We start from the raw sequence: 21,310 nt of genomic DNA, 5'->3' as shown, positions 1-21,310 counted from the left end.
TCCTGCGCCTCCAACCATTCCCGGAACCGCCGCACCGCATCGCTTTCGGCGCGCGAGCGCAGGCGCGTCAGCCAATATCGCCCCAGGTCCAGGGTCCGCGCGAACGGCTGGACCAATCGCCCCTGCGCCAGGTCCTGCTCGAACATCTTCAACGGCAGCAGCGCCACGCCCGCACCGGACGCCGCTGCACTGGCCAACGTCAGCGACGAATCAAACACCGGGCCGCGCGCCTCCAGCTCGGCCACGCCGGCCGCCTGCAGCCAGCGCGGCCATTCGTCACTGCGGTAGGACCGCAGCAACGCCACGTTCGCCAGGTCGCGCGGATCGCGCAACGTACGCGCCAGGGCCGGCGCGCACAGCGGGGCGAACGGAGCATCCAGCACCGGCGTGCTCACCTGGCCCTGCCAGTCGCCATCGCCGAACCGGATCGCCAGGTCCAGGCCTTCGCCGGCCAGGTCGATGCGGTTGTTGTGGGTCTGCACGCGCAGGTCGATATCGGCATGGCGCGCGGAAAAATCGGCCAGCCGCGGCAGTAGCCAGCCGGTGGCGAACGTGCCCACCACGCCCACCCCGAGCACGTCGCGGAAGTGTCCCCCGACGAACCGGTCCAGGCTCACCGCGATGCGGTCGAAGGCCTCATTGAGCACCGGGTATAGCCGCGCCCCTTCATCGGTAAGCGCCACCCCACGCGGCAGGCGATTGAACAACGACACCCCAAGACGGTCTTCCAACGCCCGGATCTGGTGGCTGAGCGCGGCCTGGCTGACACACAGCTCCAGCGCGGCCCGGGTGAAGTTCTGGTGGCGGGCGGCGGCCTCGAAGGCGCGCAGGGCATTGAGCGGCAACTGGGGGCGGAGCATGCAGGGGAGCCGTGAGCTGGAGTGATGGGATCATCGCATTCCTGCGGCGCGTATGCCGCCTGGAGTGAATGCAGAGGCGGTTTTCCCTTGGCGTCATTCTTTGTCGCGATCGACACGCATTAGGTCACATTATGTCTTCCGCTGAAAATGGTTGCTGGTGGGCCGGGCGGGGCACTGGCAATACTCTGCCTTTGCCACGGAGGATCCGCATGCTCGCTCGACGTCATTTTCTGCAATGGACCGGCGCTGCCGCCCTCTCGGCGCTGGCCGCCAGTACGTTTGCGAAGACCCCCGCCGTGGCGGCAGCGCCCCGGTCCACCGCCCGCGACTTCGCCGCGCTTGAAGCGGCCAGTGGCGGCCGCCTCGGGGTCACGCTGCTGAACACCGGCAGCGGCCAGCGTATCGGCCACCGCCAGGACGAGCGCTTCCCGATGTGCAGCACGTTCAAGTTCGCGCTGTGCGCGACCGTGCTGCGGTTGGCAGACCAGGGAAAACTCTCGCTGGACCGGCGCCTTGCCATGACCACGCAGGACCTGCTGTCGCATGCACCGGTGACCGCCCGCCACGTGGGCAAGGACGTCACCGTGCGCGACCTGTGCCGCGCCACCATGGTCACCAGCGACAACCCGGCCGCCAACCTGCTCCTGCGTGTGGTGGGCGGCCCGGCCGGCGTGACCGCGTTTCTGCGCGCCAGCGGTGATGACGTGACCCGCAACGACCGTTACGAGCCGGAGGTGAACCGCTTCGCCCCCGGCGATCCGCGCGATACCACCAGCCCGGCCGCGATGGCCGCCAGCCTGCAGCGGCTGCTGCTGGGCGAGCTGTTGCAGCCGGCCTCGCGCCAGCAACTGGCCGACTGGCTGATCGACAACGAAACCGGCGATGCGCACCTGCGCGCCGGCCTGTCCAACGCATGGCGGGTAGGCGACAAGACCGGCAGCAACGGCGAAGACACCACCAACGACATCGCCATCCTCTGGCCACTGACCGGCGGCGCACCGTGGGTGCTCACCAGCTACCTGCAAGGCGCCCGCCTCGATGGTGCTGGCCGCAACGATGTCCTGCGCCAGGTGGCCGTCATCGCCGAACAGCACATCCCCCGGTAGAGCCGACCGTTGGTCGGCTGCATCCTCTCGGTAGAGCCGACCGTTGGTCGGCTCCACGCAATGCCGGATTCAATGGCCGCCGGGCAGAGGCCGGCTCTACACCTCAACCGCGCACCGCCTCCAGGAACTCGCGCCCCCAACGGTCCACGTCGTAATACTCCACGCTGCCGAACAACTGCCGCATGCGCCCGGTGGCCTCTTCCTCCGGCATCGACAACGCCTGCAGCAGCCCCGCGGTCAGGTCGGCTGGATCGTGCGGGTTGGTCAGCACCGCGCCCTTCAACTCCGCTGCCGCGCCGGCGAACTCGCTCAGCACCAGCACGCCGCTGCTGCCTTCGATGCCATGGGCTGGCCACGAACTCCTTGGCCACCAGGTTCAGGCCATCGCGCAACGGGGTGATCCACATCACCTGCGCCGCCGCGTAGTGCGCCACTACCTCCTCGAACGGCAGTGCCTGCGCGAAGAACCGCACCGGCGTCCAGTCCAGCCGCGAGAAACGTCCGTTGATGCGTCCCACCGCCTGCTCGATCTGGTTCTGCAGGGTGCGGTACACGGTCATCTCGCGCGCGGCCGGTACGCACACCATCAACAAGGTCACCTTGCCCTGGCGTTCGGGATGCTGTTCCAGCAGGCGTTCGAAGGCCTCCAGCTTGGCCAGCGTGCCCTTGGTGTAGTCCAGCCGCTCCACCGACAGCACCAGCTTGCGTGCCCCGATCTCGCGGCGCAGTTTGAAGATGTCATTGCGCACATCGCTGCGCGCCAGCACGTTATGGATGCGGCGCAGGTCGGTGCCCACCGGGTGCGCGCCCAGTGCGATTTCACGGTCGCCCACGCGCAGGCGCGTGGTCATGGTGTCCAGCCCCACCGCGCAGCCATAGGTGAGGAAGCGCGGGGCACAGCTCTCCCACGCCAAGCGCTCGGCCGGCACGGCGCCGCGCACCACGTCCACGAAGTTCTCCACCTGGCGCGGAATGTGGAAGCCGATGTAGTCGCACGACAGCAGGCTGCCGATGATCTCGCGGCGCCACGGCACCACGTTGAACACATCCGCCGACGGGAAGTAGGTGTGGTGGAAGAAGGCGATTTTCAGGTCCGGGCGCAGTTCGCGCAGCGTGGCCGGCACCATCCACAGGTTGTAGTCGTGGATCCACACCGTGGCCCCGTGCGCGGCTTCGGCGGCAGTGGCCTCGGCGAACTTGCGGTTGACCTTCAGGAACACCTGCCAGTCGTCCTCGCGGAACTTCGCGCGTTCCCAGAACACATGCAGCATCGGCCAGAACGCTTCCTTGGAGAAGCGCTTGTAGAAGATGTCCACTTCCTGCCGGCTCAACGGCACCCGTGCGGCGGTGAGGGTGGGGTAGCGCTCGGCGTCCACCGCCAGGTGGGTCTGGAACGGGCCGCGTTTGGGATCGTCGATGCCCCATGCCACCCAGGAGCCTTTCTGGCCGCCTTCGAAGAAGCTCAGCAGCGAGGGAATGATGCCGTTGGGCGAGCGCGGCGGGCGCTGCACCAGCACGCCGTTCTCCATCACTTCGTCGAAGGGCAGGCGGTGGTAGACCATCACCAGGTCAGCGCCGGCGGCGCGGGCCTGCTTGGGCGGGTACAGGTAACGGTCATCGTCGGCGAGCAGCGCGAAGTGCTCGATCGCCTCCAGGATGCCGCCACACCCCGGCGCCTGCGCGTGGAAGGTGGTGGCCAGCGTGGCGGTCGCCTCGGTCAGCGCCGGCTCGGAATCGCCCACGCACACGCCGCGGAAGCCGGCGGTGTACATCGACAGGTCATTGAGGGTGTCGCCAGCCACCAGGATGCGCTCGCGCGGCAGGTCCAGCAGGCGCGCAAGCGCGGCCAGGGTACGGCCCTTGTCGGTGTCCGGCGGCAGGATGTCCAGGTAGCGGTCCGCCGAATACAGCACGTCGCAGCCCAGCGCCTGGGCGGCGGCCTGGATCTGCGCGCGCAGCGGCGCCAGCGTCTGGGGATCGCAGAAATACGAGCAGCGCCGTTCCTGCGGCACATCCTGGCGCTGCAGCGCGGTGAACGGGCGCATCGCCGCGGCCACCACGTGTTCGCCGGGCCAGTGCGCATCGATCATCGACTGCAGCGGCTGCAGGGGTTGCAGCGTGTGGCCATCCACCACGGTCGCGCCGACATCGCAGACCACGTAGTCCGGGCGCGGGATCGCCGGGTCGGAGAGCAGCGGCATCACCGCTTCCAGGCCGCGGCCGGTAATGAAGATCAGGGCGATGCCGGGGTGTTGGTCAACCAGCCGGTACAACCGGTGGCGCGCGGCGGCATCGCCGGCGAGGAAGGTGCCATCCAGGTCGGTGGCAAGGATCAGTTGCGGTGCCGGCGTGGCCGGCGGTGTACGGGTCGGAGTAGAGAGAGAGGGTGTCGATACAGTCAATGGGCTTCCTTATCGGAACGGGTGGAATAGGGGGTGTCGGGCGGCGCCTCGAGGTCGGTCTCGGGCATCAGCTCCAGCGCCGACGGCGTGGTACGCAGCATCAGCCGGAACCCGACCGGATGCGTGCGCACCCGCTGGAACCGCAGCAGGCGCGCGCCGGTGAACAGCGCCAGCAGCATCAGCACCACGGCGAAGTACAGCGGCAGTGCGGCGGGACCGAAGCGCTGCATGGCCGCACCGGCCAGCGCCGGGCCCAAGGCCGCGCCCACGCCGTGCACCAGCAGCAGGCTGGAACAACCCGACAGCAGGTGCTGGCGCGGCAGGTAGTCGAGCATGTGCGCCACCGCGAACGGATACAGCGCGAAGGCCAGCCCGCCGTAGCAGAAGAACAGCCCAAACAGCAGGTGCGTCTGCAACTGGATCATCGGCAGCGATGCCACCACCGCGATGCCGGCGGCGGCCAGGCTCAGCGCCACCAGCCCGCTGCGGCGATCGTGGCCGTTGCTGATATGGCCCAGCGGCCACTGCAGCAACGCACCGCCCAGGATCGCGGTGAGCATGAACAGCGCCACGCCATTGCCATCCAGGCCCACCGCACCGGCATACACCGGCAGCAGGCCCCAGAAGGCACCCATCGCCAGCCCGGACAGGCCCGCCGCCACGGTGGCCACCGGCGCCATCGCATACAGCCGGCCCAGGGTGAGCCGCGATACGACCGGCACGTCCGGTTGACGCAGCCGGGTGGCAGTCACCGGCAACACCGCCGCGCAGATCAGGATCGCGGTCAGCATGAACATCGCCATCGCGCTGGCATCGCCCAGCATCAGCAGCACCTGGCCCAGCGCCAGCGCAGAAAGATTGACCACCATGTACAGCGAGAACGCGCGGCTGCGCCGGGCCGGATCGGGCTCGGCATTGAGCCAGCTCTCGATCACCGTATACAGCCCCACCAGCGCGATGCCGGTGGCAATGCGCAGCACGCCCCAGGCGACGGGATGCAGCCAGAGGGGATGCAGCAGCACGGCAATCGCCGCGAGGGCGGCGAAGAACGCGAACGCACGGATATGCCCGATGCGGCCGATCAGCGAGGGCGCGAAAAAGGTACCGATGAAGAAGCCGGCGAAATACCCGGACATCACCAGCCCCAGCGTGCCGGCACCGAAGCCGGCCTGGCCGCCGCGCACCGCCAGCAGGGTGCCCAGAAGCCCGCTGCCGGTGAGCAGCAGCGCGACGCCGGTGAGCAGGGCGGTCAGCCGCAGCATGCGCGCGGCCTGGGTGGGAAGGCAGTAAACAACACCTGATCTACCGTAACACAGCCACGATGAAGCCCTGGTTGCAGCCACGCCCGCGCGTTTGCACTGCCTGTGCATGCAGGCTAGGGTAGGGCGATGAATGTTCCCAACGTTGTTGCACCGCTCGCCATTGCGTTGTTGCTCGCCGCCTGCGGTGGGCGGCAGGACAGCGTGGCCCACGACGTAGCCAATGCACCGGCCGATGCATTCCTTGCCGCGGTCGCCGCCCATTGCGGCAAGGCTTACGAAGGCAAGGTGATTGCCAACGAACCGCGCACCGATGCACCCGATCCCTTCGAGGGCAAGCGGCTGGTGATGCACGTGCGCGGGTGCGACGACCCCGCACACGGGCTACGCATTCCGTTCCATGTCGGCGACGATCATTCGCGTACCTGGGTGATCAGCCGCACCGAGACCGGCCTGCGCCTGAAGCACGATCACCGCCACCAGGATGGCAGCCCCGATGCGGTGACCATGTACGGCGGTGACAGCAAGCCACCGGGTACCGCGCAGCGCCAGAGCTTCCCGGTGGATGCCGACTCGGTGGCGATGTTCCGCAAAGCCGACATGCTGCCGTCCGTACACAACACCTGGGCGATGGACATCGAGCCGGACCAGCGCTTCATCTACGAACTCACCCGCCCGGGCGGTCGCCGCTTCCAGGTCGAGTTCGACCTGAGCAAGCCAGTCGCGCTGCCGCCCGCGCCGTGGGGCAGCACCCCGTAGAGCGGGGCTCTGCCCCGCTGCGGTTTGCGCACCTGCCACGGGTTCACGAGGTTGCCGGCCAGCGGCCGGCACTACCGTTTCGTGCGGGGGCACCCGTTCGCCGCCGCGTAGAGCGGGGCTCTGCCCCGCTGCGGTTTGCGCACCTGCCACGGATTGATGGGGTTGCCGGCCAGCGGCCGGCACTACCGTTTCGTGCGGGGGCGCCCGTTCGCCGCCGCGTAGAGCGGGGCTCTGCCCCGCTGCCGTTCGCGCACCTGCCACGGGTTCACGAGGTTGCCGGCCAGCGGCGGCATTACCCGTTGCTGCGTCTACCGCACCCCGAACCGGGCGCGGCAGCCGTTGCTGACCCACAGGCTGCTGTTGGTATAGCCCCAACTGCGGCCTTCCACGCAGGCGCTGCCGGACAGCTGCTGCTGCAGCACCGGGCGGCCTTGGCGGGCGTCCCAGGCGCACGTCTGCTGGCGGTTGCTGTTGCTGCTGCAGGTCACGCTGTAGTTGCTGTTGCCGCCGCCGTTACCGCCGCCCCAGCCGCCGCGGGCCTCGGCGAACTCGCCTCGGCAGCCGCGGTTGACCCATACCGCGCCATTGCGCACGCCCCAGGTCTGGCCTTCCACGCAGGCCGAGCCCGAGATCTGCCGGACCAGGGTGGCGTTGCGCCAGCCGGTGTTGCAGCTGCGCTCGCGGTTGTCCTGGCTTTCGCAGCGGATGGTGCCGCCGGTGCTGCCGCCGCCACCGCCCCAGTTGCCGCCATTGCCGCGCCCTTCGACGAACTCGGCGCGGCAGCCGCCGGTGACCCACACGGTGCCGTTGCGCGAGCCCCAGGTGCGCCCTTCCTGGCAGGCCGAGCCGGAGATCTGCCGCGACAGCTGGGCACTGCGCCAGCCGGTGTTGCAGACCCGCTCGCGGTTGTTCTGGCTCTCGCAGCGCACGGTGCCGCCGTTGTTGCCCTCGCCGCCACCGTTCCAGCCCCCACCGCCGCCGCTGCCGCGCAACGAGGTGGCGATGTCCTGCTTGATCCGCGAGAAGCCCCAGCCCGAATTGACCTGGGCCAGATAGAAGCGCAGCTGGTCGTCGGGAATGCGGCGGCCATTGGACTGATCGGCATATTCCTGGGTGATCACCCGCGAGCGGTCGCTGGAGGACAGCTGCGACAGGTTCTCAGGGGCGTAGGCGCGGGTACTCATCTGGGCCTGGGCGGCCGGGGCGCTACAGCCCAGCGCCAGGGCCAGGCAGACAACGGTGAGACGACGGTTCATGGCGACATCCCCTTGCGGTCGTTGGTGCGCGGACTATAGGAACGGGCCGGGTTCACGGCGCGTGATGCCCGCCGGGCGGGGTCGCAGGGGCGGGCGGGGCAGGGGGCGGGCCACGGCCCATTTGCCCCGGCGCAGGCTACGCCGCAGAATAAAGGGCTATCCGGCGCAACCTGGTGCCGGCATTCTCCTGCGGAGCTTTACCCCCATGCGTACCCACTTCTGTGGCCTGGTCGATGAGACCCTGATTGGCCAAACCGTTACCCTCGCCGGCTGGACCGACGTTGCCCGCAACCAGGGCGGCGTGTGCTTCATCGATCTGCGCGATCATGAAGGCATCGTGCAGGTGACGGTGGAAGTCGACAACGCGGCCGTGTTCGCCGTGGCCGCCAGCCTGGGCTACGAGGACGTGTTGCAGGTGGAAGGCGTGGTGCGCGCGCGTCATGCGGTCAACGACAAGATCCGCACCGGCAAGGTGGAAGTGATCGCCACGGCCATCACCATCCTCAACAAGGCCGAGCCGCTGCCGTTCCACGCCCACGAGAACCCGGGCGAGGAAACCCGCCTGAAGTACCGTTACCTGGATCTGCGCCGCCCGGAAATGCAGCGCATGCAGCGCACCCGCATCAAGCTGGTACAGGCGTTGCGCCGCCACCTGGACGCCACCGGCTTCCAGGACATCGAAACCCCGATCCTGACCAAGGCCACCCCGGAAGGCGCCCGCGACTTCCTGGTGCCGGCGCGCATGCACCCGGGCGAGTTCTACGCCCTGCCGCAGAGCCCGCAGCTGTTCAAGCAGATCCTGATGGTGGCCGGCTTCGACCGCTACTACCAGATCGCGCGCTGCTTCCGCGACGAGGCCCTGCGTGCCGACCGCCAGCTGGAATTCACCCAGCTGGACATGGAGTTCGCCTTCGTGCGCGAGCGCGACGTGCAGGACTTCGTCGAAGACATGATCCGCGCCATCTTCAAGGAAGTGGTGGACGTGGAGCTGGCCGCCAGCTTCCCGCGCCTGACCTGGGCCGAGGCGATGCGTCGCTTCGGGTCGGACAAGCCGGACCTGCGCATCGCGCTGGAGCTGGTGGACGTGGCCGAACTGGTCAAGACCAGTGAGTTCCCGGTGTTCACCGCCGCCGCCAACGACGCCGACGGCCGCGTGGCCGCGCTGCGCATCCCCGGCGGTGCCACGCTGAGCCGCAAGCAGATCGACGAGTACGCCGCGCATGCCGCCAAGTACGGCGCCAAGGGCCTGGCCTACATCAAGATCGGCGACACCGGCGAAGTCAGCTCGCCGATCGCCAAGTTCTTCAGCGAGGAGGCCTTCGCCGCGCTGGTGGCCCACGTCGGCGCCGGCAACGGCGACATCGTGTTCTTCGGCGCCGGTGGCTACAACAAGGTGTCCGACTTCATGGGCGCGCTGCGCCTGAAGGCCGGCAAGGAATTCAACCTGGTCGCTGCCGGGTGGGCGCCGCTGTGGGTCACCGATTTCCCGATGTTCGAGTACGACGACGAAGCCCAGCGCTACGTCGCCCTGCATCACCCCTTCACCGCTCCGGCCGTGGACGACATCGCCGACCTGCGCGCCAACGCCAAGACCGCCGTGTCGCGCGGCTATGACATGGTGCTCAACGGCAACGAGATCGGCGGCGGTTCGATCCGTATCCACCGCTCGGACATGCAGAGCACGGTGTTCGACCTGCTGGGCATCGGTGCCGAAGAGGCCGAGGCCAAGTTCGGCTTCCTGCTCGACGCGCTGCGCTTCGGCGCGCCGCCGCACGGTGGCATCGCCTTCGGCATCGACCGCATCGCCGCGCTGATGGCCGGCACCGAGTCGATCCGCGACGTCATTCCGTTCCCGAAGACCACCGGCGCGCAGTGCCTGATGACCGGCGCCCCATCGCCGATCCCGGACGAGCAGCTGGCCGAAGTGCACATCCAGGTTCGCCCGCGCAAGGCCTGACCCCGCCAACGTAGTGCCGGGCTCTGCCCGGCAAGCCCCACCAAACCCCGGAGATCCTGTAATGAGCGAATTCGCGTTTTCGTTGGAATGGGAAAGGCTGGGTAATGAAGGCGCCGACGCCGCCCTGGTAACCGAACGCGCACGCGTGTTCGGTGGCTGGCTGGTGCGCGTGGGTACCAGTCCCGCCGCGATGGCCCTGACCTTCGTGCATGACGGCGAAGGTCGCTGGGATGGCGAGGACTTCGGCGTGGAAGACTACGAAGAAGACGAAGAAGACCTCGACGAGGAAGAGGAAGAAGAAGGCGAAGAGGACGAGGAAGAGGACGAGGAAGAGTACGAGGACGAGGACGAGGACGAAGAGGAGGGCGACGAGGAAGAAGACGCCCCCCACGGAGCGCAGGCCTGAGGCCTGCCCGGACGCCCGCCATGTACACCATCCGCCGCGCCACCGTTGACGATGCACCGACCCTGTCGGTGCTGGCCACGCGTACCTTCGTGGAAACCTTCGGCCATCTCTATCCTGCGCAGGACCTGCAGGATTTCCTCGACGAGGCCTATGCGGTCGACCGCCAGCACACCATCCTGGCCCACCCGGACTACGCGGTGTGGCTGCTGGAACGGGACGGCGTGGCGGTTGGCCATGCCGCGGCCGGCCCCTGTGGCCTGCCGCACCCGGACGTGCAGCCGGGCGATCGCGAACTCAAGCGCCTGTACCTGATCAAGGACGAACAGAGCTGCGGCTGGGGCAGCCGGTTGCTGGAAACGGCGCTGGACTGGCTCGAACGCGACGGCCCGCACACCCTATGGTTGGGCGTGTGGTCGGAGAACTTCGGCGCGCAGCGTTTTTATGCCCGCTACGGCTTCAACAAGGTGGGTAGCTACGAATTCCCGGTCGGCAGCGTGCGCGACCTGGAATTCATCCTGCGCCGACCGGCCGGCCCGGCGCGCTGAGCGCCCGGCCCATTTCCGCCTCCATCGCACTGGACCGCAACGGCTTCACCCGCCGTTGCACGGTCTATTCGTCTAATGGCCGTGTTTTCTCCCGCAGGTCCCAAGCCAACCGGCTAGGCTGAGTGCATGAATCCCCCTGTTTTACTGCTTCATGGCATCTGGAATGCCCGCGCGTGGGTTGGCCCGTTGGCCTGGCGGCTGCGCGCGCGTGGCTTCAGCGTGGACACCTTCGGCTATTCCAGCGTCTTCGGCGGTCCCGACGTGGCGGTGCCGCAACTGCTGGAACGTCTCAAGGGCAGCGGCCCGGTGTCGCTGGTCGGCCACAGCCTGGGCGGGCTGGTGGCGCTGGAGGCATTGCGCCAGCAGCCGGACCTGCCGGTGTCGCGGGTGGTCTGCCTGGGTTCGCCGTTGCGCGGCAGCGGCACCGCCCGGTCGCTGGCCGAGCATGGCTGGTCGCTGGCGCTCGGCCGCAGCAGCGACCTGCTGCTCGACGGCCTGCCGGCCTGGGAGGGCAGGGCGCAGGTGGGATTGATTGCCGGCTCGGTCCCGCACGGCCTGGGCAGCCTGCTGGGCGCCATCGGCGAGGCCTCCGACGGCACCGTGGCGCTGGATGAGACCCACCTGCCGGGCCTGGCCGACCATTGCGTGGTCCCGGCCAGCCACAGCGGGCTGGTGTTTTCCCCCGAGGCCGCGCGCCAGACCGCCGCGTTCCTGCGCGATGGTCGCTTCCGGCCCGACCGCGCCGCCCACGCCGCCTGAGCCCGGGCGGCCCCCCGGCCACGACTAACACGGTCGCGGCGGGCGATCAGGTAGAATCCGCGCCCTGTTCCTCATGCAAGCACGGTAATACCCATGGGTAGAGGTCCCTCGATCGAGAACCGCAAAAACGCGTCTGACGCGAAGCGCGGCAAGATTTTCACCAAGATCATCCGCGAGATCGGCGTTGCCGCGCGCGGCGGTGGAGGGGACCCCAACAACAACCCGCGCCTGCGGGTTGCCATGGACAAGGGCCTGGCCTCGAACATGTCCAAGGACGTGATCGAGCGCGCCATCAAAAAGGCCACCGGCGAACTGGAAGGCGTGGAATACGAAGAGATCCGCTACGAGGGCTATGCCCCCGGTGGCGTGGCCGTGATCGTGGACTGCCTGACCGACAACCGCGTGCGCACCGTGGCCGATGTCCGCCACGCGTTCAGCAAGTGCGGCGGCAACATGGGCACCGAAGGCTCGGTGGCCTTCATGTTCAAGCGCGTGGGCGTGCTGCATTTCGCCGCCGGCGCCGATGAAGAGACCATCACCGAGGCGGCCATCGAGGCCGGCGCGGACGACATCGTGGTGTACCCGGAAGACGGCGCGATCGACGTGTTGACCGCCGCCGACAGCTACCACGCGGTCAAGGACGCCATGGAAGCGGCCAAGCTGACCCCGGACCACGCCGAACTGACCTTCCGCGCCGACAACGACATCAAGGTCGAAGGCGACACCGCCCTGCAGGTCAAGAAGCTGCTGGACATGCTGGAAGACCTGGACGACGTGCAGGACGTGTTCTCCAACGCCGACCTCGGCGCGGACGCCTACGCCTGACCGGACGCGCTACCGGTCGCCTTTGGCGACCGGTGGGCGGACAATGCGGACCATGACGACTCCCGCCGTTCCCTGCCATCGCCGCCGCACTGCTCCGTTCCGGGTCCTGCCCGGCCGCGTGCGTGCCGCATGACCCGCATCCTCGGCATCGACCCCGGTTCGCAACGCACCGGGGTGGGCATCATTGACGTGGATGCCACCGGCAAGGTCGTGCACGTGCACCACCTGCCGCTGGTGTTGCTGGGCGCCGACGATTTCCCGCAGCGCATGAAGCTGCTGGTGCTGGGCCTGAACGCTCTGGTCGAGGAATACCGCCCCGACGAAGTGGCGATCGAAAAAGTGTTCATGGCGCGCAACCCCGACTCGGCCCTGAAGCTGGGCCAGGCCCGCGGCGCGGCCATCTCGGCCGTGGTCATGCGCGACCTGCCGGTCAGCGAGTACGCGGCCACCGAAATCAAGCTGGCCGTGGTCGGCCGCGGTGGCGCGGAAAAACAACAGGTCCAACACATGGTCGGGCTCATGCTCAACCTGAAAACCAAGCTGCAGGCCGACGCCGCCGATGCGTTGGCCGTGGCCATCACCCACGCCCACGTACGGGCAACGGCGCAACGCCTGGGCGTCAACGCCCGCATGGCCTGGAGCCGCAAATGAGGAAAGCTGCATGATTGGTCGTCTGCGCGGGATCGTGGCCTACAAGGCGCCGCCGTGGCTGCTCATCGACGTCAACGGCGTCGGTTACGAGCTGGAGGCGCCGATGAGCACCTTCTACGACCTGCCCGAGCTGGGCCGCGAGGTCACCCTGTTCACCCACTACGCGCAGAAGGAAGACAGCGTGTCGCTGTATGGCTTCCTGCGCGAGGGCGAGCGCCGCCTGTTCCGCGACGTGCAGAAGGTCAGCGGGATCGGCGCCAAGATCGCGCTGGCGGTGCTGTCGGGGGTGAGCGTGGACGAGTTCGCGCGCATGTTGCAGGCCGGTGACATCACCGCGCTGACCCGCATTCCCGGCATCGGCAAGAAGACCGCCGAGCGCATGGTGCTGGAGCTGCGCGACCGCGCGGCCAACTTCGGCGGGGGCGGTGCGCCCCTGGCCGGTGCCGCGCCGGCCACCGACCCGGTCTCCGAGGCCACCGTGGCCCTGCAGCAGCTGGGCTACAAGCCGGCCGAGGCGGCGCGCATGGCGCGCGATGCCAACGCCGAGGGCGACGATGTCGCCACCGTCATCCGCAAGGCCCTGCAGGCCGCGCTGCGCTGACCCGCGCGCTGCCTACTTCCTGATACCGACCGCGTCCGCCCGGAGCACCATGTCCACCTCTTCCACCCAGCACGACAACGGCCACGCCGCGCACGGCCACGCGCCGGCGGCCGGCGGCATGGCCCTGATGATCGGCGCCATCGGCGTGGTATTCGGCGACATCGGCACCAGCCCGCTGTACACGTTGAAGGAAGCGTTCTCGCCGCATTACGGCCTCAACAGCGACCACGACACCGTCCTGGGCGTGCTGTCGCTGGCGTTCTGGGCGCTGAACATCGTGGTCACGCTCAAGTACGTCACCATCATCATGCGCGCCGACAACGAGGGCGAGGGCGGGATCATGGCGCTGATGGCGCTGACCCAGCGCACCCTGCGGCACGGCTCGCGCTCGGCCTACGTGGTGGGCATCCTGGGCATCTTCGGGGCCTCGCTGTTCTTCGGCGACGGGGTGATCACCCCGGCCATCTCGGTGCTGGGTGCGGTCGAAGGCCTGGAGGTCGCCGCGCCCGGGCTGCATGCGTTCATCGTGCCGATCACGGTGGTGGTGCTGCTGGCGGTGTTTGCGGTGCAGCGCTTTGGCACCGAGAAGATCGGCAAACTGTTCGGGCCGATCACCTCGATCTGGTTCATCTCGCTGGCCGCGATCGGCATCTGGAACATCGTCGACGCGCCGGAAGTGCTCAAGGCCTTCAACCCGATGTGGGCGCTGCGCTTCTTCATGGAGCACGGCTGGCACGGCATCTTCATCCTGGGCGCGGTGGTCCTGGCGGTCACCGGTGGCGAGGCGCTGTACGCCGACATGGGCCACTTCGGTGCCAAGCCGATCCGCCATGCGTGGTACTTCTTCGTGCTGCCGTGCCTGGTGCTGAACTACCTGGGGCAGGGCGCGCTGGTGCTCAACAACCCCGAAGCGGTGAAGAACCCGTTCTTCGAGGCCGTGCCCGACTGGGCGCTGTACCCGATGATCATCCTGGCGACCATGGCCGCGGTGATCGCCTCGCAGTCGGTGATCACCGGCGCCTTCTCGGTCTCGCGCCAGGCCATGCAGCTGGGCTACATCCCGCGCATGCGCATCACCCACACCTCCCACGACACCATCGGCCAGATCTACATCCCGGGCATCAACTGGGGCATCGCTGTGATGGTGATCGGGCTGGTGCTGGCCTTCCGCAGCTCGTCCAACCTGGCCGTGGCCTACGGCATCTCGGTGTCGGCGACCATGCTGATCGATACCCTGTTGCTGGCGCTGGTGGCCCGCGCGCTGTGGCCGACCTCGCGCTACTGGATCATCCCGCTGTGCGTGGTGTTCTTCATCATCGACCTGGGCTTTGTGATCGCCAACGGCGCCAAGCTGCTGCAGGGCGCCTGGTTCCCGGTGGTACTGGGCATCGTGCTGTTCACCATGATGCGCACCTGGCGGCGTGGCCGCGAGCTGCTGCGTGATGAGATCCGCAAGGACGGCATCCGCATCGACACCTTCCTGCCCGGGCTGATGCTGGCCCCGCCGGTACGGGTGCCGGGCACCGCGGTGTTCCTCACCGCCGACCCCACCGTGGCCCCGCATGCGCTGATGCACAACCTCAAGCACAACAAGGTGCTGCATGAGCGCAACGTGTTCCTGCATGTGGTGACCCTGCCGGTGCCGTACGCGCCGGAGGGGCAGCGCCTGAAGATCGAGTCGGTAGGCGATGAGTTCTACCGCATCTACGTGCGCTTCGGCTTCATGGAAACCCCGGACGTGCCGCTGGCGCTGATGCGCTCGTGCGACCACGGCGGGATCTATTTCGACCCGATGGACACCACCTTCTTCGCCAGCCGCGAGACCATCGTGGCCACCGCCAACCGGGGCATGCCGATCTGGCGCGACAAGCTGTTCGCGCTGATGCACCGCAACGCCGCCCCGGCGACCGGGTTCTTCCGGATTCCGGGCAACCGGCTCGTGGAGCTTGGGGCGCAGGTGGAGATTTAATCTCCACCTGCGCTACGCCCCACGCTTTGCTACGCAAACCGTGGGCCCCGGGGCATTCCACCTGATCCCCGCGCCTTCGGCGTGCCCCTCCGCGCGTTCCCGGTAGTGCCGGCCGCTGGCCGGCTCCCCATGACCCCTGCATTGCGTGGAGCCGGCCAGCGGCCGGCACTACCTCGAGCGTGGAGCGCGTGGAGCCGGCCAGCGGCCGGCACTACCGGGGCGCGGATCGCGCCCCTTTTGCCGCATAATTGCCGCATGACAGACGACCGCATCATCGGTGCCGGTGCCACCCGTGAAGACGAGGGCACCGACGCCAGCATCCGCCCCAAGCGCATGGCCGACTACCTGGGCCAGGCGCCGGTGCGCGAGCAGCTGTCGATCTATATCGAGGCGACCAAGGCCCGTGGCGACGCGCTCGACCATGTGCTGATCTTCGGCCCGCCCGGGCTGGGCAAGACCACCCTGAGCCACGTGATCGCCAATGAGCTGGGCGTGGCCCTGCGGGTCACCTCCGGCCCGGTGATCGAAAAGGCCGGCGACCTGGCCGCGCTGCTGACCAACCTGCAGCCGCACGACGTGCTGTTCATCGACGAAATCCACCGCCTCTCGCCCGTGGTCGAGGAGGTGCTGTACCCGGCGATGGAAGATTTCCAGATCGACATCATGATCGGCGAGGGCCCGGCGGCCCGCTCGATCAAGATCGACCTGCCGCCGTTCACCCTGATCGGGGCCACCACCCGCGCCGGGCTGCTGACCGCGCCGCTGCGCGACCGCTTCGGCATCGTGCACCGGCTGGAGTTCTACACCCCGGAAGAGCTGACCAAGATCGTCCGTCGCTCGGCCGCCATCCTCAACATCGACTGCACCGCCGAAGGCGCGGCCGAAATCGCGCGGCGCTCGCGCGGCACCCCGCGTATCGCCAACCGCCTGCTGCGCCGCGTGCGCGATTACGCCCAGGTCAAGGCCGCCGGGCATATCGACCAGGACGTGGCGCAGGCGGCCATGCAGATGCTCAAGGTGGACCCGGAAGGCTTCGACGAGCTGGACCGGCGCATGCTGCGGACCATGGTCGACTACTTCGACGGCGGCCCGGTGGGCATCGAGTCGCTGGCTGCCGCCCTGTCCGAAGAACGCGGCACGCTGGAAGACGTGGTCGAGCCCTACCTGATCCAGCAGGGCTTCCTGATCCGCACCGCGCGCGGCCGCATGTGCACCCACAAGGCCTACCGGCACATGGGGCTGAAGCCGAAAAACCCGCCGGCCGATCTGTTTGCCGAGGCCATTGATGGAAATTGAGCCCCGGTTCAGTTGGCCGACACGCATTTACTGGGAAGATACCGACGCTGGCGGCGTGGTCTACCACGCACGCTACGTGGCCTTCATGGAGCGGGCACGGACCGAATGGATGCGGGCATTGGGCTTTGGCCAGGAGCGCACGCGCACCGACCATGGCCTGGTATTCGCGGTCCGCGCGATGACCATGGACTTCCTCAAGCCGGCGCGGCTGGACGATGCGCTGGAGGTGACCGCCACGCTGGTGCAGTGCAAGCGCGCCAGCATGGTGTTCGACCAGCGCGTGTGTCGCGGCGATGAAACGCTGCTGACCGCCCAGGTCAGGATCGCGGCATTGGATGCCTCCACTTTCAAACCGCGCGGCATGGACGATGTCCTCCTTGCCGCGTTGAAACCCTACGAACTTCAAGTATCCGCACAGTGAGGAACAACGGATGATCGCAATGCTCCTGGCCCTGCAGGCCACGGTGACCGAGGCGCTGCCGCAGGAAGTGACCAGTGCTGCGGCGCAGACGGTTGCGCAGGCCGCGCATGGCGGTGGCATCAATTACCTGGACCTGATGGTCAAGGCCAGCCTGCCGGTGAAGATCATCGTGCTGCTGCTGCTGGCCGGGTCGTTCATCAGCTGGGTGATCATCTTCCGCAAGGCGCGCGTGTTCAACGCCGCCAACCGCGAAGCCGACGAGTTCGAAAGCCGCTTCTGGTCCGGCGCCGACCTGGGCAAGCTGTACAGCTCGGCCACGGACCGCAACCGCAAGGTGGGCGGCCTGGAAGCGATCTTCGAAGCCGGCTTCCGCGAGTTCACCCGCCTGCGCGACAAGCGCCGGCTGGACGGTCGCGCGCAGCTGGAAGGTGCCCAGCGCGCCATGCGCACCACCTACACCCGCGAAGTGGACCAGATGGAGCGCAGCCTGGAGCTGCTGGCCAACATCGGTTCGACCGCCCCGTACGTGGGCCTGGTCGGCACCGTGTTCGGCATCATGGTGACCATGCACGACATGATCAACAGCGGTGAGCAGGCCGGTATCGCCTCGGTGGCCCCGGGCATCTCCGAAGCCCTGTTCGCCACCGCCATCGGCCTGTTCGTGGCCATCCCGGCGGTGTGGGCCTACAACCGCTTCACCACCCGCGTGGAGCGCATGTCGGTCCGTTTTGAAACCTTCGCAGAAGAGTTCAGCTCGATCCTGCAGCGCCAGAGCGCCGGCGACGAGTAAGCGCCCCGCACCAAGGACCCTGCCATGACTGCTGCCATCGGCCGCCGCAAGCGCCGCAAGCTCAAATCCGAAATCAACGTCGTGCCGTACATCGACGTCATGCTGGTGCTGCTGATCATCTTCATGGTCACCGCGCCGCTGCTGACGCTGAGCTTTGAAGTCGACCTGCCCAGCTCCCAGGCCAAGGCCCTGGAAAGCAAGCAGGACCCGGTGATCGTGTCGGTGCGCCTGGACGGCCAGCTCAGCCTGAAGCTGCCCGACGCCAAGGAACCGGCCCCGATGGACCCCGACCAGCTGCAGGCGCAGCTGGGCGCGTTGGCCGCACAGGACAAGAACCTGCGCGTCATCGTGGCCGCCGACAAGGCCGTGGCCTATGAAAAGGTGGTCGCGGCGATGGACGTGATCAAGCGCGCCAACGTGGAAAAGGTGGGCCTGGCGACCGATGCACGCTGAAGCCCTGCCACCGCAGCGCCAGCCGGAAGAAAAGTGGGGTCTGCCGATCGCGCTGGCGCTTGGCGTGCACCTGCTGCTCGCGCTGGTGTTCATCGGCGCCTGGCTGTGGTCGCCGCAACGCACCACCGAAGCCGCCGCCGGCGACCCGGCGATCGAGGCCAGCCTGCAGTTGTCCGCGTCTGAGGCCGCCGCCGCGCGCCAGGCGCTGCGTGCCTCGGAAAAGCTGCCCGACCTGCCCGAACCGGTCGCCCAGCCCGAGCCCATTCCCGAAGACACCGTGCCGCCGCCGCAGCCGATCGAGGAGCCGCGCCCGCAGGACGCGCCCACCCCGCAGCAGCAACAGGCACAGGAGCGCGTGGCCCAGCCCGACAAGATCGACCAGGACGCGGTCAACGCGCTGGCGATCTCGGCCGAGAAGGCCAAGCAGGAGCAGGAAGCCAAGCGCCGCCAGGAACAGATCGACCTGACCGAGCGCCAGCGCCAGGAGCAGGCCGAGCAGAAGCTGCGCCTGGCCAAGCAGCAGGAAGAGGCCGAGAAGAAGAAGCTGGCCGACCAGCAGCAGAAGGCCAACGACACCAAGGCCGAAGCCGAGCGCCAGCAGAAAATCGCCGAGATCCGGCGCAAGCGCGAGCAGGCCGAGAAGGAAGCCAAGCTGGCCGAGCAGAAGCTGCGCCAGGTCGCAGCGGCGCGCGCGGCCAGCGGCACCGCGGCCACCACCGGCGCGACCGGCGTCGCCAAGCCGGCGGCCGGCGCGGGCGGCACCAGCGACGACCTGCAGGCCAAGTACGCCGCCGCGATCCAGCAGAAGGTGCTGGCCTCGTGGACCCGCCCGGACAACGTGCCGTTCGGCCAGCGCTGCAAGATCGTCATCCAGCAGCTGCCCGGTGGCACCGTGAACAGCGCCAAGGTCAGCCCGGACTGCCCGTTCGACGAGGCCGGCCGCCGCTCGATCGAGGCCGCCGTGCTCAATGCCCAGCCGCTGCCGTACCGGGGCTTCGAGACGGTCTTCCAGCGCACCATCAACTTCACCTTCACCGCGCAGGACTGAGCCCGGGCCGTTGGCCTTGGGCCCTGCCTGCGCAGAGCGCCGCATGATGACGATGCTTCCCCGGATGGCCATGGCCCTGTTGCTGCCCCTGCTGCTGCCGGCGCTGGCCCATGCCGCGCCGGTGCCGGGCCAGGTCAGCCTGCGCACCGCCTATGCGGTGGCGATCCGGGACCGGATCATCGCGTCCTGGTTGCCCCCGGCGTCGATGGCATCGGGCCAGCACTGCCGGGTCGGCCATTACCCAACTGCCGGGCGGAACGATCGTCAGCGTCAAGCTGGATGCGGCCTGCCAGTTCGATGCGGCCGGCAAGGCGGCGCTGGAGCGGGCGGTATTGCGCGCCCAGCCGCTGCCTTATAAAGGTTTCGAGGCCGTGTTCGACCGCAGCCTCAACATCGGTTTTACCTCGCCCTGATCCTGCAGGGGCGCTGGCAGGGATGCCAATCGTTAATGCAATGTGAGTTTTGTACCGCGGTGACTCTGCTTTCACGTCCCTTTGGTTCATGATTGCGAAACGGTTCACCGCCGTCCTGCTATCCCTCGTTCCGGTTTTCCTTCCCTTGAGTGGTCCATGAAGAAAATGCCTCGTTGGCTTGCCGTTGTTGCGGCCCTGTTGTTGCCCTTTGCTGCCTTGGCGCAGCAGAAGGGGCTGGATATCGACATCATCGGCGGCAATTCGTCCGCAACCCCGATCACCGTGGTCCCGATGCCCTACCAGGGCTCGGCGGGTGCACCGCAGACCGACGTCGCCGCCGTGGTGCGCGCCGACCTGGAGCGTTCGGGCCAGTTCCGCACCCTGCCGGAAGCGCAGATCGTGGAAAAGCCGACCCGGGGCAGCGAGATCCAGTTCGCCACCTGGCGCGCGCTGAAGCAGAACTACATCGTGGTGGGCCGGGTCATGGACGCCGGTGCCGGCGCCTACCGGGTCGAATACGAACTGTATGACGTGCCCAAGGGCGAGCGCCTGCTGGGCCTGGCGATGACCGCCCGTGGCAATGCCATGCGCGACGTTGCCCACCAGATGGCCGACGCCATCTACGAAAAGATCACCGGCGTCCGCGGCGCCTTCTGGACCCGTATCGCCTATGTCACCGCCAGCGGCAAGGGCGATGCCATGCGCTATGCGCTGATGGTGGCCGATTCGGACGGCTTCAACCCGCAGACCATCGTGCGCTCGGCCGAGCCGCTGCTGTCGCCGTCGTGGAGCCCGGATGGCAACCGCCTGGCGTACGTCAGCTTCGAGCGGGGCAATTCCGCCATCTACATCCAGAACATCTCCACCGGCGCCCGCGAACTGGTCACCAGCTTCCGCGGCATCAACAGCGCCCCGTCGTTCTCCCCGGACGGCCGCCGCCTGGCCCTGTCGCTGTCGCGCAGCGGCAACCCGGAGATCTACGTGATGGACCTGGGCAGCAAGCAGCTGACCCAGCTGACCAACCACTTCGCCATCGACACCGAGCCGACCTGGAGCGCCGACGGCTCCAACGTCTACTTCACCTCCGACCGTGGCGGCCGCCCGCAGATCTACCAGGTGCCCTCCAGTGGCGGCAGCGCCTCGCGTGTGACCTTCCAAGGCAACTACAACGCCACGCCCAGCCTGTCCTTCGACGGCAAGAAGCTGGTGGTGGCCCAGGGCAGCGGCAATACCTACAAGATCGCGATGATGGACAGCAGCCTGGGTTCGGCGCGCTGGAGCACGCTGTCCCCGGGGTCGCTGGATGAATCGCCGAGCTTTGCGCCCAACGCGAGCATGGTGCTGTACGCCGCCCGTGAGGGTGGGCGCGGCGTGTTGTACGCCGTCTCGGCCGATGCGCGCGTGCGCCAGCGGCTGGTGTTGGCCGACGGTGACGTCCGTGAGCCTTCTTGGTCGCCTTACCGTACAAAGCGCTAACAGAGTGTTAAGATTTCCACCGTATTCATCCCACATCCGGCTTTAGGAGCCTCAAAGG

Annotated in this window: 20 protein-coding genes and 1 pseudogene; 17 read left to right on the top strand and 4 right to left on the bottom strand. The window is 68.0% G+C overall.

Annotation, left to right across the window (positions count from 1 at the left end; genetic code table 11):
• Nucleotides 1–2: 2 nt before the first annotated feature.
• A pseudogene (locus ACZ0AE_RS15350) lies at nucleotides 3–860 on the bottom strand (LysR family transcriptional regulator); the annotation flags it as partial.
• Nucleotides 861–1,069: 209 nt separating this feature from the next.
• Between ACZ0AE_RS15350 and blaL2 the strand changes: the two are divergent.
• Entirely contained in the window at nucleotides 1,070–1,966 is an 897-nt protein-coding gene (blaL2, locus tag ACZ0AE_RS15345; RefSeq protein ID WP_463601522.1) for a L2 family extended-spectrum class A beta-lactamase, read from the top strand.
• Here the strand turns inward: blaL2 and ggpS are convergent.
• Both ggpS and ACZ0AE_RS15335 read right to left on the bottom strand, forming a co-directional pair.
• Nucleotides 1,876–4,368 (bottom strand): glucosylglycerol-phosphate synthase, encoded by a 2,493-nt coding sequence (gene ggpS, locus ACZ0AE_RS15340; protein WP_463601521.1) that lies wholly within the window; start codon nucleotides 4,366–4,368, stop codon nucleotides 1,876–1,878. The genes blaL2 and ggpS overlap by 91 nt on opposite strands.
• Nucleotides 4,365–5,630, bottom strand: a complete 1,266-nt coding sequence (locus ACZ0AE_RS15335) for an MFS transporter (protein ID WP_463601520.1) — start codon at nucleotides 5,628–5,630, stop codon at nucleotides 4,365–4,367. Before ACZ0AE_RS15335 ends, ggpS begins: the two co-directional genes overlap by 4 nt.
• A 126-nt stretch (nucleotides 5,631–5,756) precedes the next feature.
• Here ACZ0AE_RS15335 and ACZ0AE_RS15330 point away from each other — a divergent pair, with 126 nt between their 5' ends.
• On the top strand, nucleotides 5,757–6,386 hold the full coding sequence (locus ACZ0AE_RS15330) for a hypothetical protein (RefSeq protein WP_038686693.1): 630 nt from the start codon (nucleotides 5,757–5,759) through the stop codon (nucleotides 6,384–6,386).
• Nucleotides 6,387–6,694: 308 nt separating this feature from the next.
• On the opposite strand, the gene ACZ0AE_RS15325 is transcribed toward ACZ0AE_RS15330, so the two are convergent.
• Nucleotides 6,695–7,570, bottom strand: coding sequence for a DUF3011 domain-containing protein (locus ACZ0AE_RS15325; protein ID WP_463602105.1), 876 nt, complete (start codon nucleotides 7,568–7,570; stop codon nucleotides 6,695–6,697).
• A gap of 277 nt (nucleotides 7,571–7,847) precedes the next feature.
• Between ACZ0AE_RS15325 and aspS the strand changes: the two genes are divergently transcribed.
• The 15 genes from aspS to tolB all read left to right on the top strand — a co-directional run bounded on the left by aspS (nucleotide 7,848) and on the right by tolB (nucleotide 21,252).
• On the top strand, nucleotides 7,848–9,599 hold the full coding sequence (gene aspS / locus ACZ0AE_RS15320) for an aspartate--tRNA ligase (protein WP_463601519.1): 1,752 nt from the start codon (nucleotides 7,848–7,850) through the stop codon (nucleotides 9,597–9,599).
• 61 nt (nucleotides 9,600–9,660) lie between these two features.
• Nucleotides 9,661–10,005 carry a DNA primase gene (locus ACZ0AE_RS15315; RefSeq protein ID WP_463601518.1) on the top strand — a complete coding sequence of 115 codons (345 nt, stop codon included), beginning with the start codon at nucleotides 9,661–9,663 and terminating at the stop codon, nucleotides 10,003–10,005.
• 20 nt (nucleotides 10,006–10,025) lie between these two features.
• Nucleotides 10,026–10,550: a GNAT family N-acetyltransferase gene (locus ACZ0AE_RS15310; protein ID WP_448134239.1), complete on the top strand. Its 525-nt coding sequence runs from the start codon at nucleotides 10,026–10,028 to the stop codon at nucleotides 10,548–10,550.
• A gap of 126 nt (nucleotides 10,551–10,676) precedes the next feature.
• Nucleotides 10,677–11,309: an esterase/lipase family protein gene (locus ACZ0AE_RS15305; RefSeq protein WP_448134238.1), complete on the top strand. Its 633-nt coding sequence runs from the start codon at nucleotides 10,677–10,679 to the stop codon at nucleotides 11,307–11,309.
• 93 nt (nucleotides 11,310–11,402) lie between these two features.
• A complete protein-coding gene (locus tag ACZ0AE_RS15300) occupies nucleotides 11,403–12,134 on the top strand; it encodes a YebC/PmpR family DNA-binding transcriptional regulator (protein WP_038686704.1) in 732 nt (243 codons plus the stop codon).
• A 129-nt stretch (nucleotides 12,135–12,263) separates the two neighbouring features.
• Nucleotides 12,264–12,785 (top strand): crossover junction endodeoxyribonuclease RuvC, encoded by a 522-nt coding sequence (gene ruvC / locus ACZ0AE_RS15295; RefSeq protein ID WP_038686707.1) that lies wholly within the window; start codon nucleotides 12,264–12,266, stop codon nucleotides 12,783–12,785.
• Nucleotides 12,786–12,795: 10 nt separating this feature from the next.
• Nucleotides 12,796–13,386, top strand: a complete 591-nt coding sequence (ruvA, locus tag ACZ0AE_RS15290) for a Holliday junction branch migration protein RuvA (RefSeq protein ID WP_038686709.1) — start codon at nucleotides 12,796–12,798, stop codon at nucleotides 13,384–13,386.
• A 49-nt stretch (nucleotides 13,387–13,435) separates the two neighbouring features.
• Nucleotides 13,436–15,355 (top strand): potassium transporter Kup, encoded by a 1,920-nt coding sequence (locus ACZ0AE_RS15285; RefSeq protein WP_038686710.1) that lies wholly within the window; start codon nucleotides 13,436–13,438, stop codon nucleotides 15,353–15,355.
• Nucleotides 15,356–15,610: 255 nt separating this feature from the next.
• Nucleotides 15,611–16,651 (top strand): Holliday junction branch migration DNA helicase RuvB, encoded by a 1,041-nt coding sequence (ruvB, locus tag ACZ0AE_RS15280; RefSeq protein ID WP_038686712.1) that lies wholly within the window; start codon nucleotides 15,611–15,613, stop codon nucleotides 16,649–16,651.
• Complete coding sequence (gene ybgC / locus ACZ0AE_RS15275) at nucleotides 16,641–17,072, top strand: tol-pal system-associated acyl-CoA thioesterase (RefSeq protein ID WP_141057541.1); 432 nt, start codon at nucleotides 16,641–16,643, stop codon at nucleotides 17,070–17,072. The genes ruvB and ybgC overlap by 11 nt, the downstream gene beginning before the upstream one ends.
• Before the next feature lie 10 nt (nucleotides 17,073–17,082).
• On the top strand, nucleotides 17,083–17,862 hold the full coding sequence (gene tolQ / locus ACZ0AE_RS15270) for a protein TolQ (RefSeq protein WP_038686716.1): 780 nt from the start codon (nucleotides 17,083–17,085) through the stop codon (nucleotides 17,860–17,862).
• 24 nt (nucleotides 17,863–17,886) lie between these two features.
• A complete protein-coding gene (tolR, locus tag ACZ0AE_RS15265; protein WP_463601517.1) occupies nucleotides 17,887–18,315 on the top strand; it encodes a protein TolR in 429 nt (142 codons plus the stop codon).
• A complete protein-coding gene (gene tolA, locus ACZ0AE_RS15260) occupies nucleotides 18,305–19,363 on the top strand; it encodes a cell envelope integrity protein TolA (protein WP_038686721.1) in 1,059 nt (352 codons plus the stop codon). The genes tolR and tolA overlap by 11 nt, the downstream gene beginning before the upstream one ends.
• 43 nt (nucleotides 19,364–19,406) lie before the next feature.
• Complete coding sequence (locus ACZ0AE_RS15255) at nucleotides 19,407–19,721, top strand: hypothetical protein (protein ID WP_463601516.1); 315 nt, start codon at nucleotides 19,407–19,409, stop codon at nucleotides 19,719–19,721.
• A gap of 211 nt (nucleotides 19,722–19,932) precedes the next feature.
• On the top strand, nucleotides 19,933–21,252 hold the full coding sequence (gene tolB, locus ACZ0AE_RS15250; protein WP_463601515.1) for a Tol-Pal system beta propeller repeat protein TolB: 1,320 nt from the start codon (nucleotides 19,933–19,935) through the stop codon (nucleotides 21,250–21,252).
• Nucleotides 21,253–21,310 lie beyond the last annotated feature (58 nt).

Source organism: Stenotrophomonas sp. AC248 (assembly GCF_979258185.1).
The sequence above is the reverse complement of the archived record's forward strand: the minus strand, read 5'-3'. Positions and strand labels throughout refer to the sequence as shown.

Bases quoted from the DNA above. Each gene is read 5' to 3' on its own strand.
- blaL2 (WP_463601522.1), top strand. From the start codon at position 1,070: ATGCTCGCTCGACGTCATTTTCTGCAATGGACCGGCGCTGCCGCCCTC.
- ACZ0AE_RS15335 (WP_463601520.1), bottom strand. From the start codon at position 5,630: ATGCTGCGGCTGACCGCCCTGCTCACCGGCGTCGCGCTGCTGCTCACC.
- ACZ0AE_RS15330 (WP_038686693.1), top strand. From the start codon at position 5,757: ATGAATGTTCCCAACGTTGTTGCACCGCTCGCCATTGCGTTGTTGCTC.
- ACZ0AE_RS15325 (WP_463602105.1), bottom strand. From the start codon at position 7,570: ATGAGTACCCGCGCCTACGCCCCTGAGAACCTGTCGCAGCTGTCCTCC.
- aspS (WP_463601519.1), top strand. From the start codon at position 7,848: ATGCGTACCCACTTCTGTGGCCTGGTCGATGAGACCCTGATTGGCCAA.
- ACZ0AE_RS15315 (WP_463601518.1), top strand. From the start codon at position 9,661: ATGAGCGAATTCGCGTTTTCGTTGGAATGGGAAAGGCTGGGTAATGAA.
- ACZ0AE_RS15310 (WP_448134239.1), top strand. From the start codon at position 10,026: ATGTACACCATCCGCCGCGCCACCGTTGACGATGCACCGACCCTGTCG.
- ACZ0AE_RS15305 (WP_448134238.1), top strand. From the start codon at position 10,677: ATGAATCCCCCTGTTTTACTGCTTCATGGCATCTGGAATGCCCGCGCG.
- ACZ0AE_RS15300 (WP_038686704.1), top strand. From the start codon at position 11,403: ATGGGTAGAGGTCCCTCGATCGAGAACCGCAAAAACGCGTCTGACGCG.
- ruvC (WP_038686707.1), top strand. From the start codon at position 12,264: ATGACCCGCATCCTCGGCATCGACCCCGGTTCGCAACGCACCGGGGTG.
- ruvA (WP_038686709.1), top strand. From the start codon at position 12,796: ATGATTGGTCGTCTGCGCGGGATCGTGGCCTACAAGGCGCCGCCGTGG.
- ACZ0AE_RS15285 (WP_038686710.1), top strand. From the start codon at position 13,436: ATGTCCACCTCTTCCACCCAGCACGACAACGGCCACGCCGCGCACGGC.
- ruvB (WP_038686712.1), top strand. From the start codon at position 15,611: ATGACAGACGACCGCATCATCGGTGCCGGTGCCACCCGTGAAGACGAG.
- ybgC (WP_141057541.1), top strand. From the start codon at position 16,641: ATGGAAATTGAGCCCCGGTTCAGTTGGCCGACACGCATTTACTGGGAA.
- tolQ (WP_038686716.1), top strand. From the start codon at position 17,083: ATGATCGCAATGCTCCTGGCCCTGCAGGCCACGGTGACCGAGGCGCTG.
- tolR (WP_463601517.1), top strand. From the start codon at position 17,887: ATGACTGCTGCCATCGGCCGCCGCAAGCGCCGCAAGCTCAAATCCGAA.
- tolA (WP_038686721.1), top strand. From the start codon at position 18,305: ATGCACGCTGAAGCCCTGCCACCGCAGCGCCAGCCGGAAGAAAAGTGG.
- ACZ0AE_RS15255 (WP_463601516.1), top strand. From the start codon at position 19,407: ATGATGACGATGCTTCCCCGGATGGCCATGGCCCTGTTGCTGCCCCTG.
- tolB (WP_463601515.1), top strand. From the start codon at position 19,933: ATGAAGAAAATGCCTCGTTGGCTTGCCGTTGTTGCGGCCCTGTTGTTG.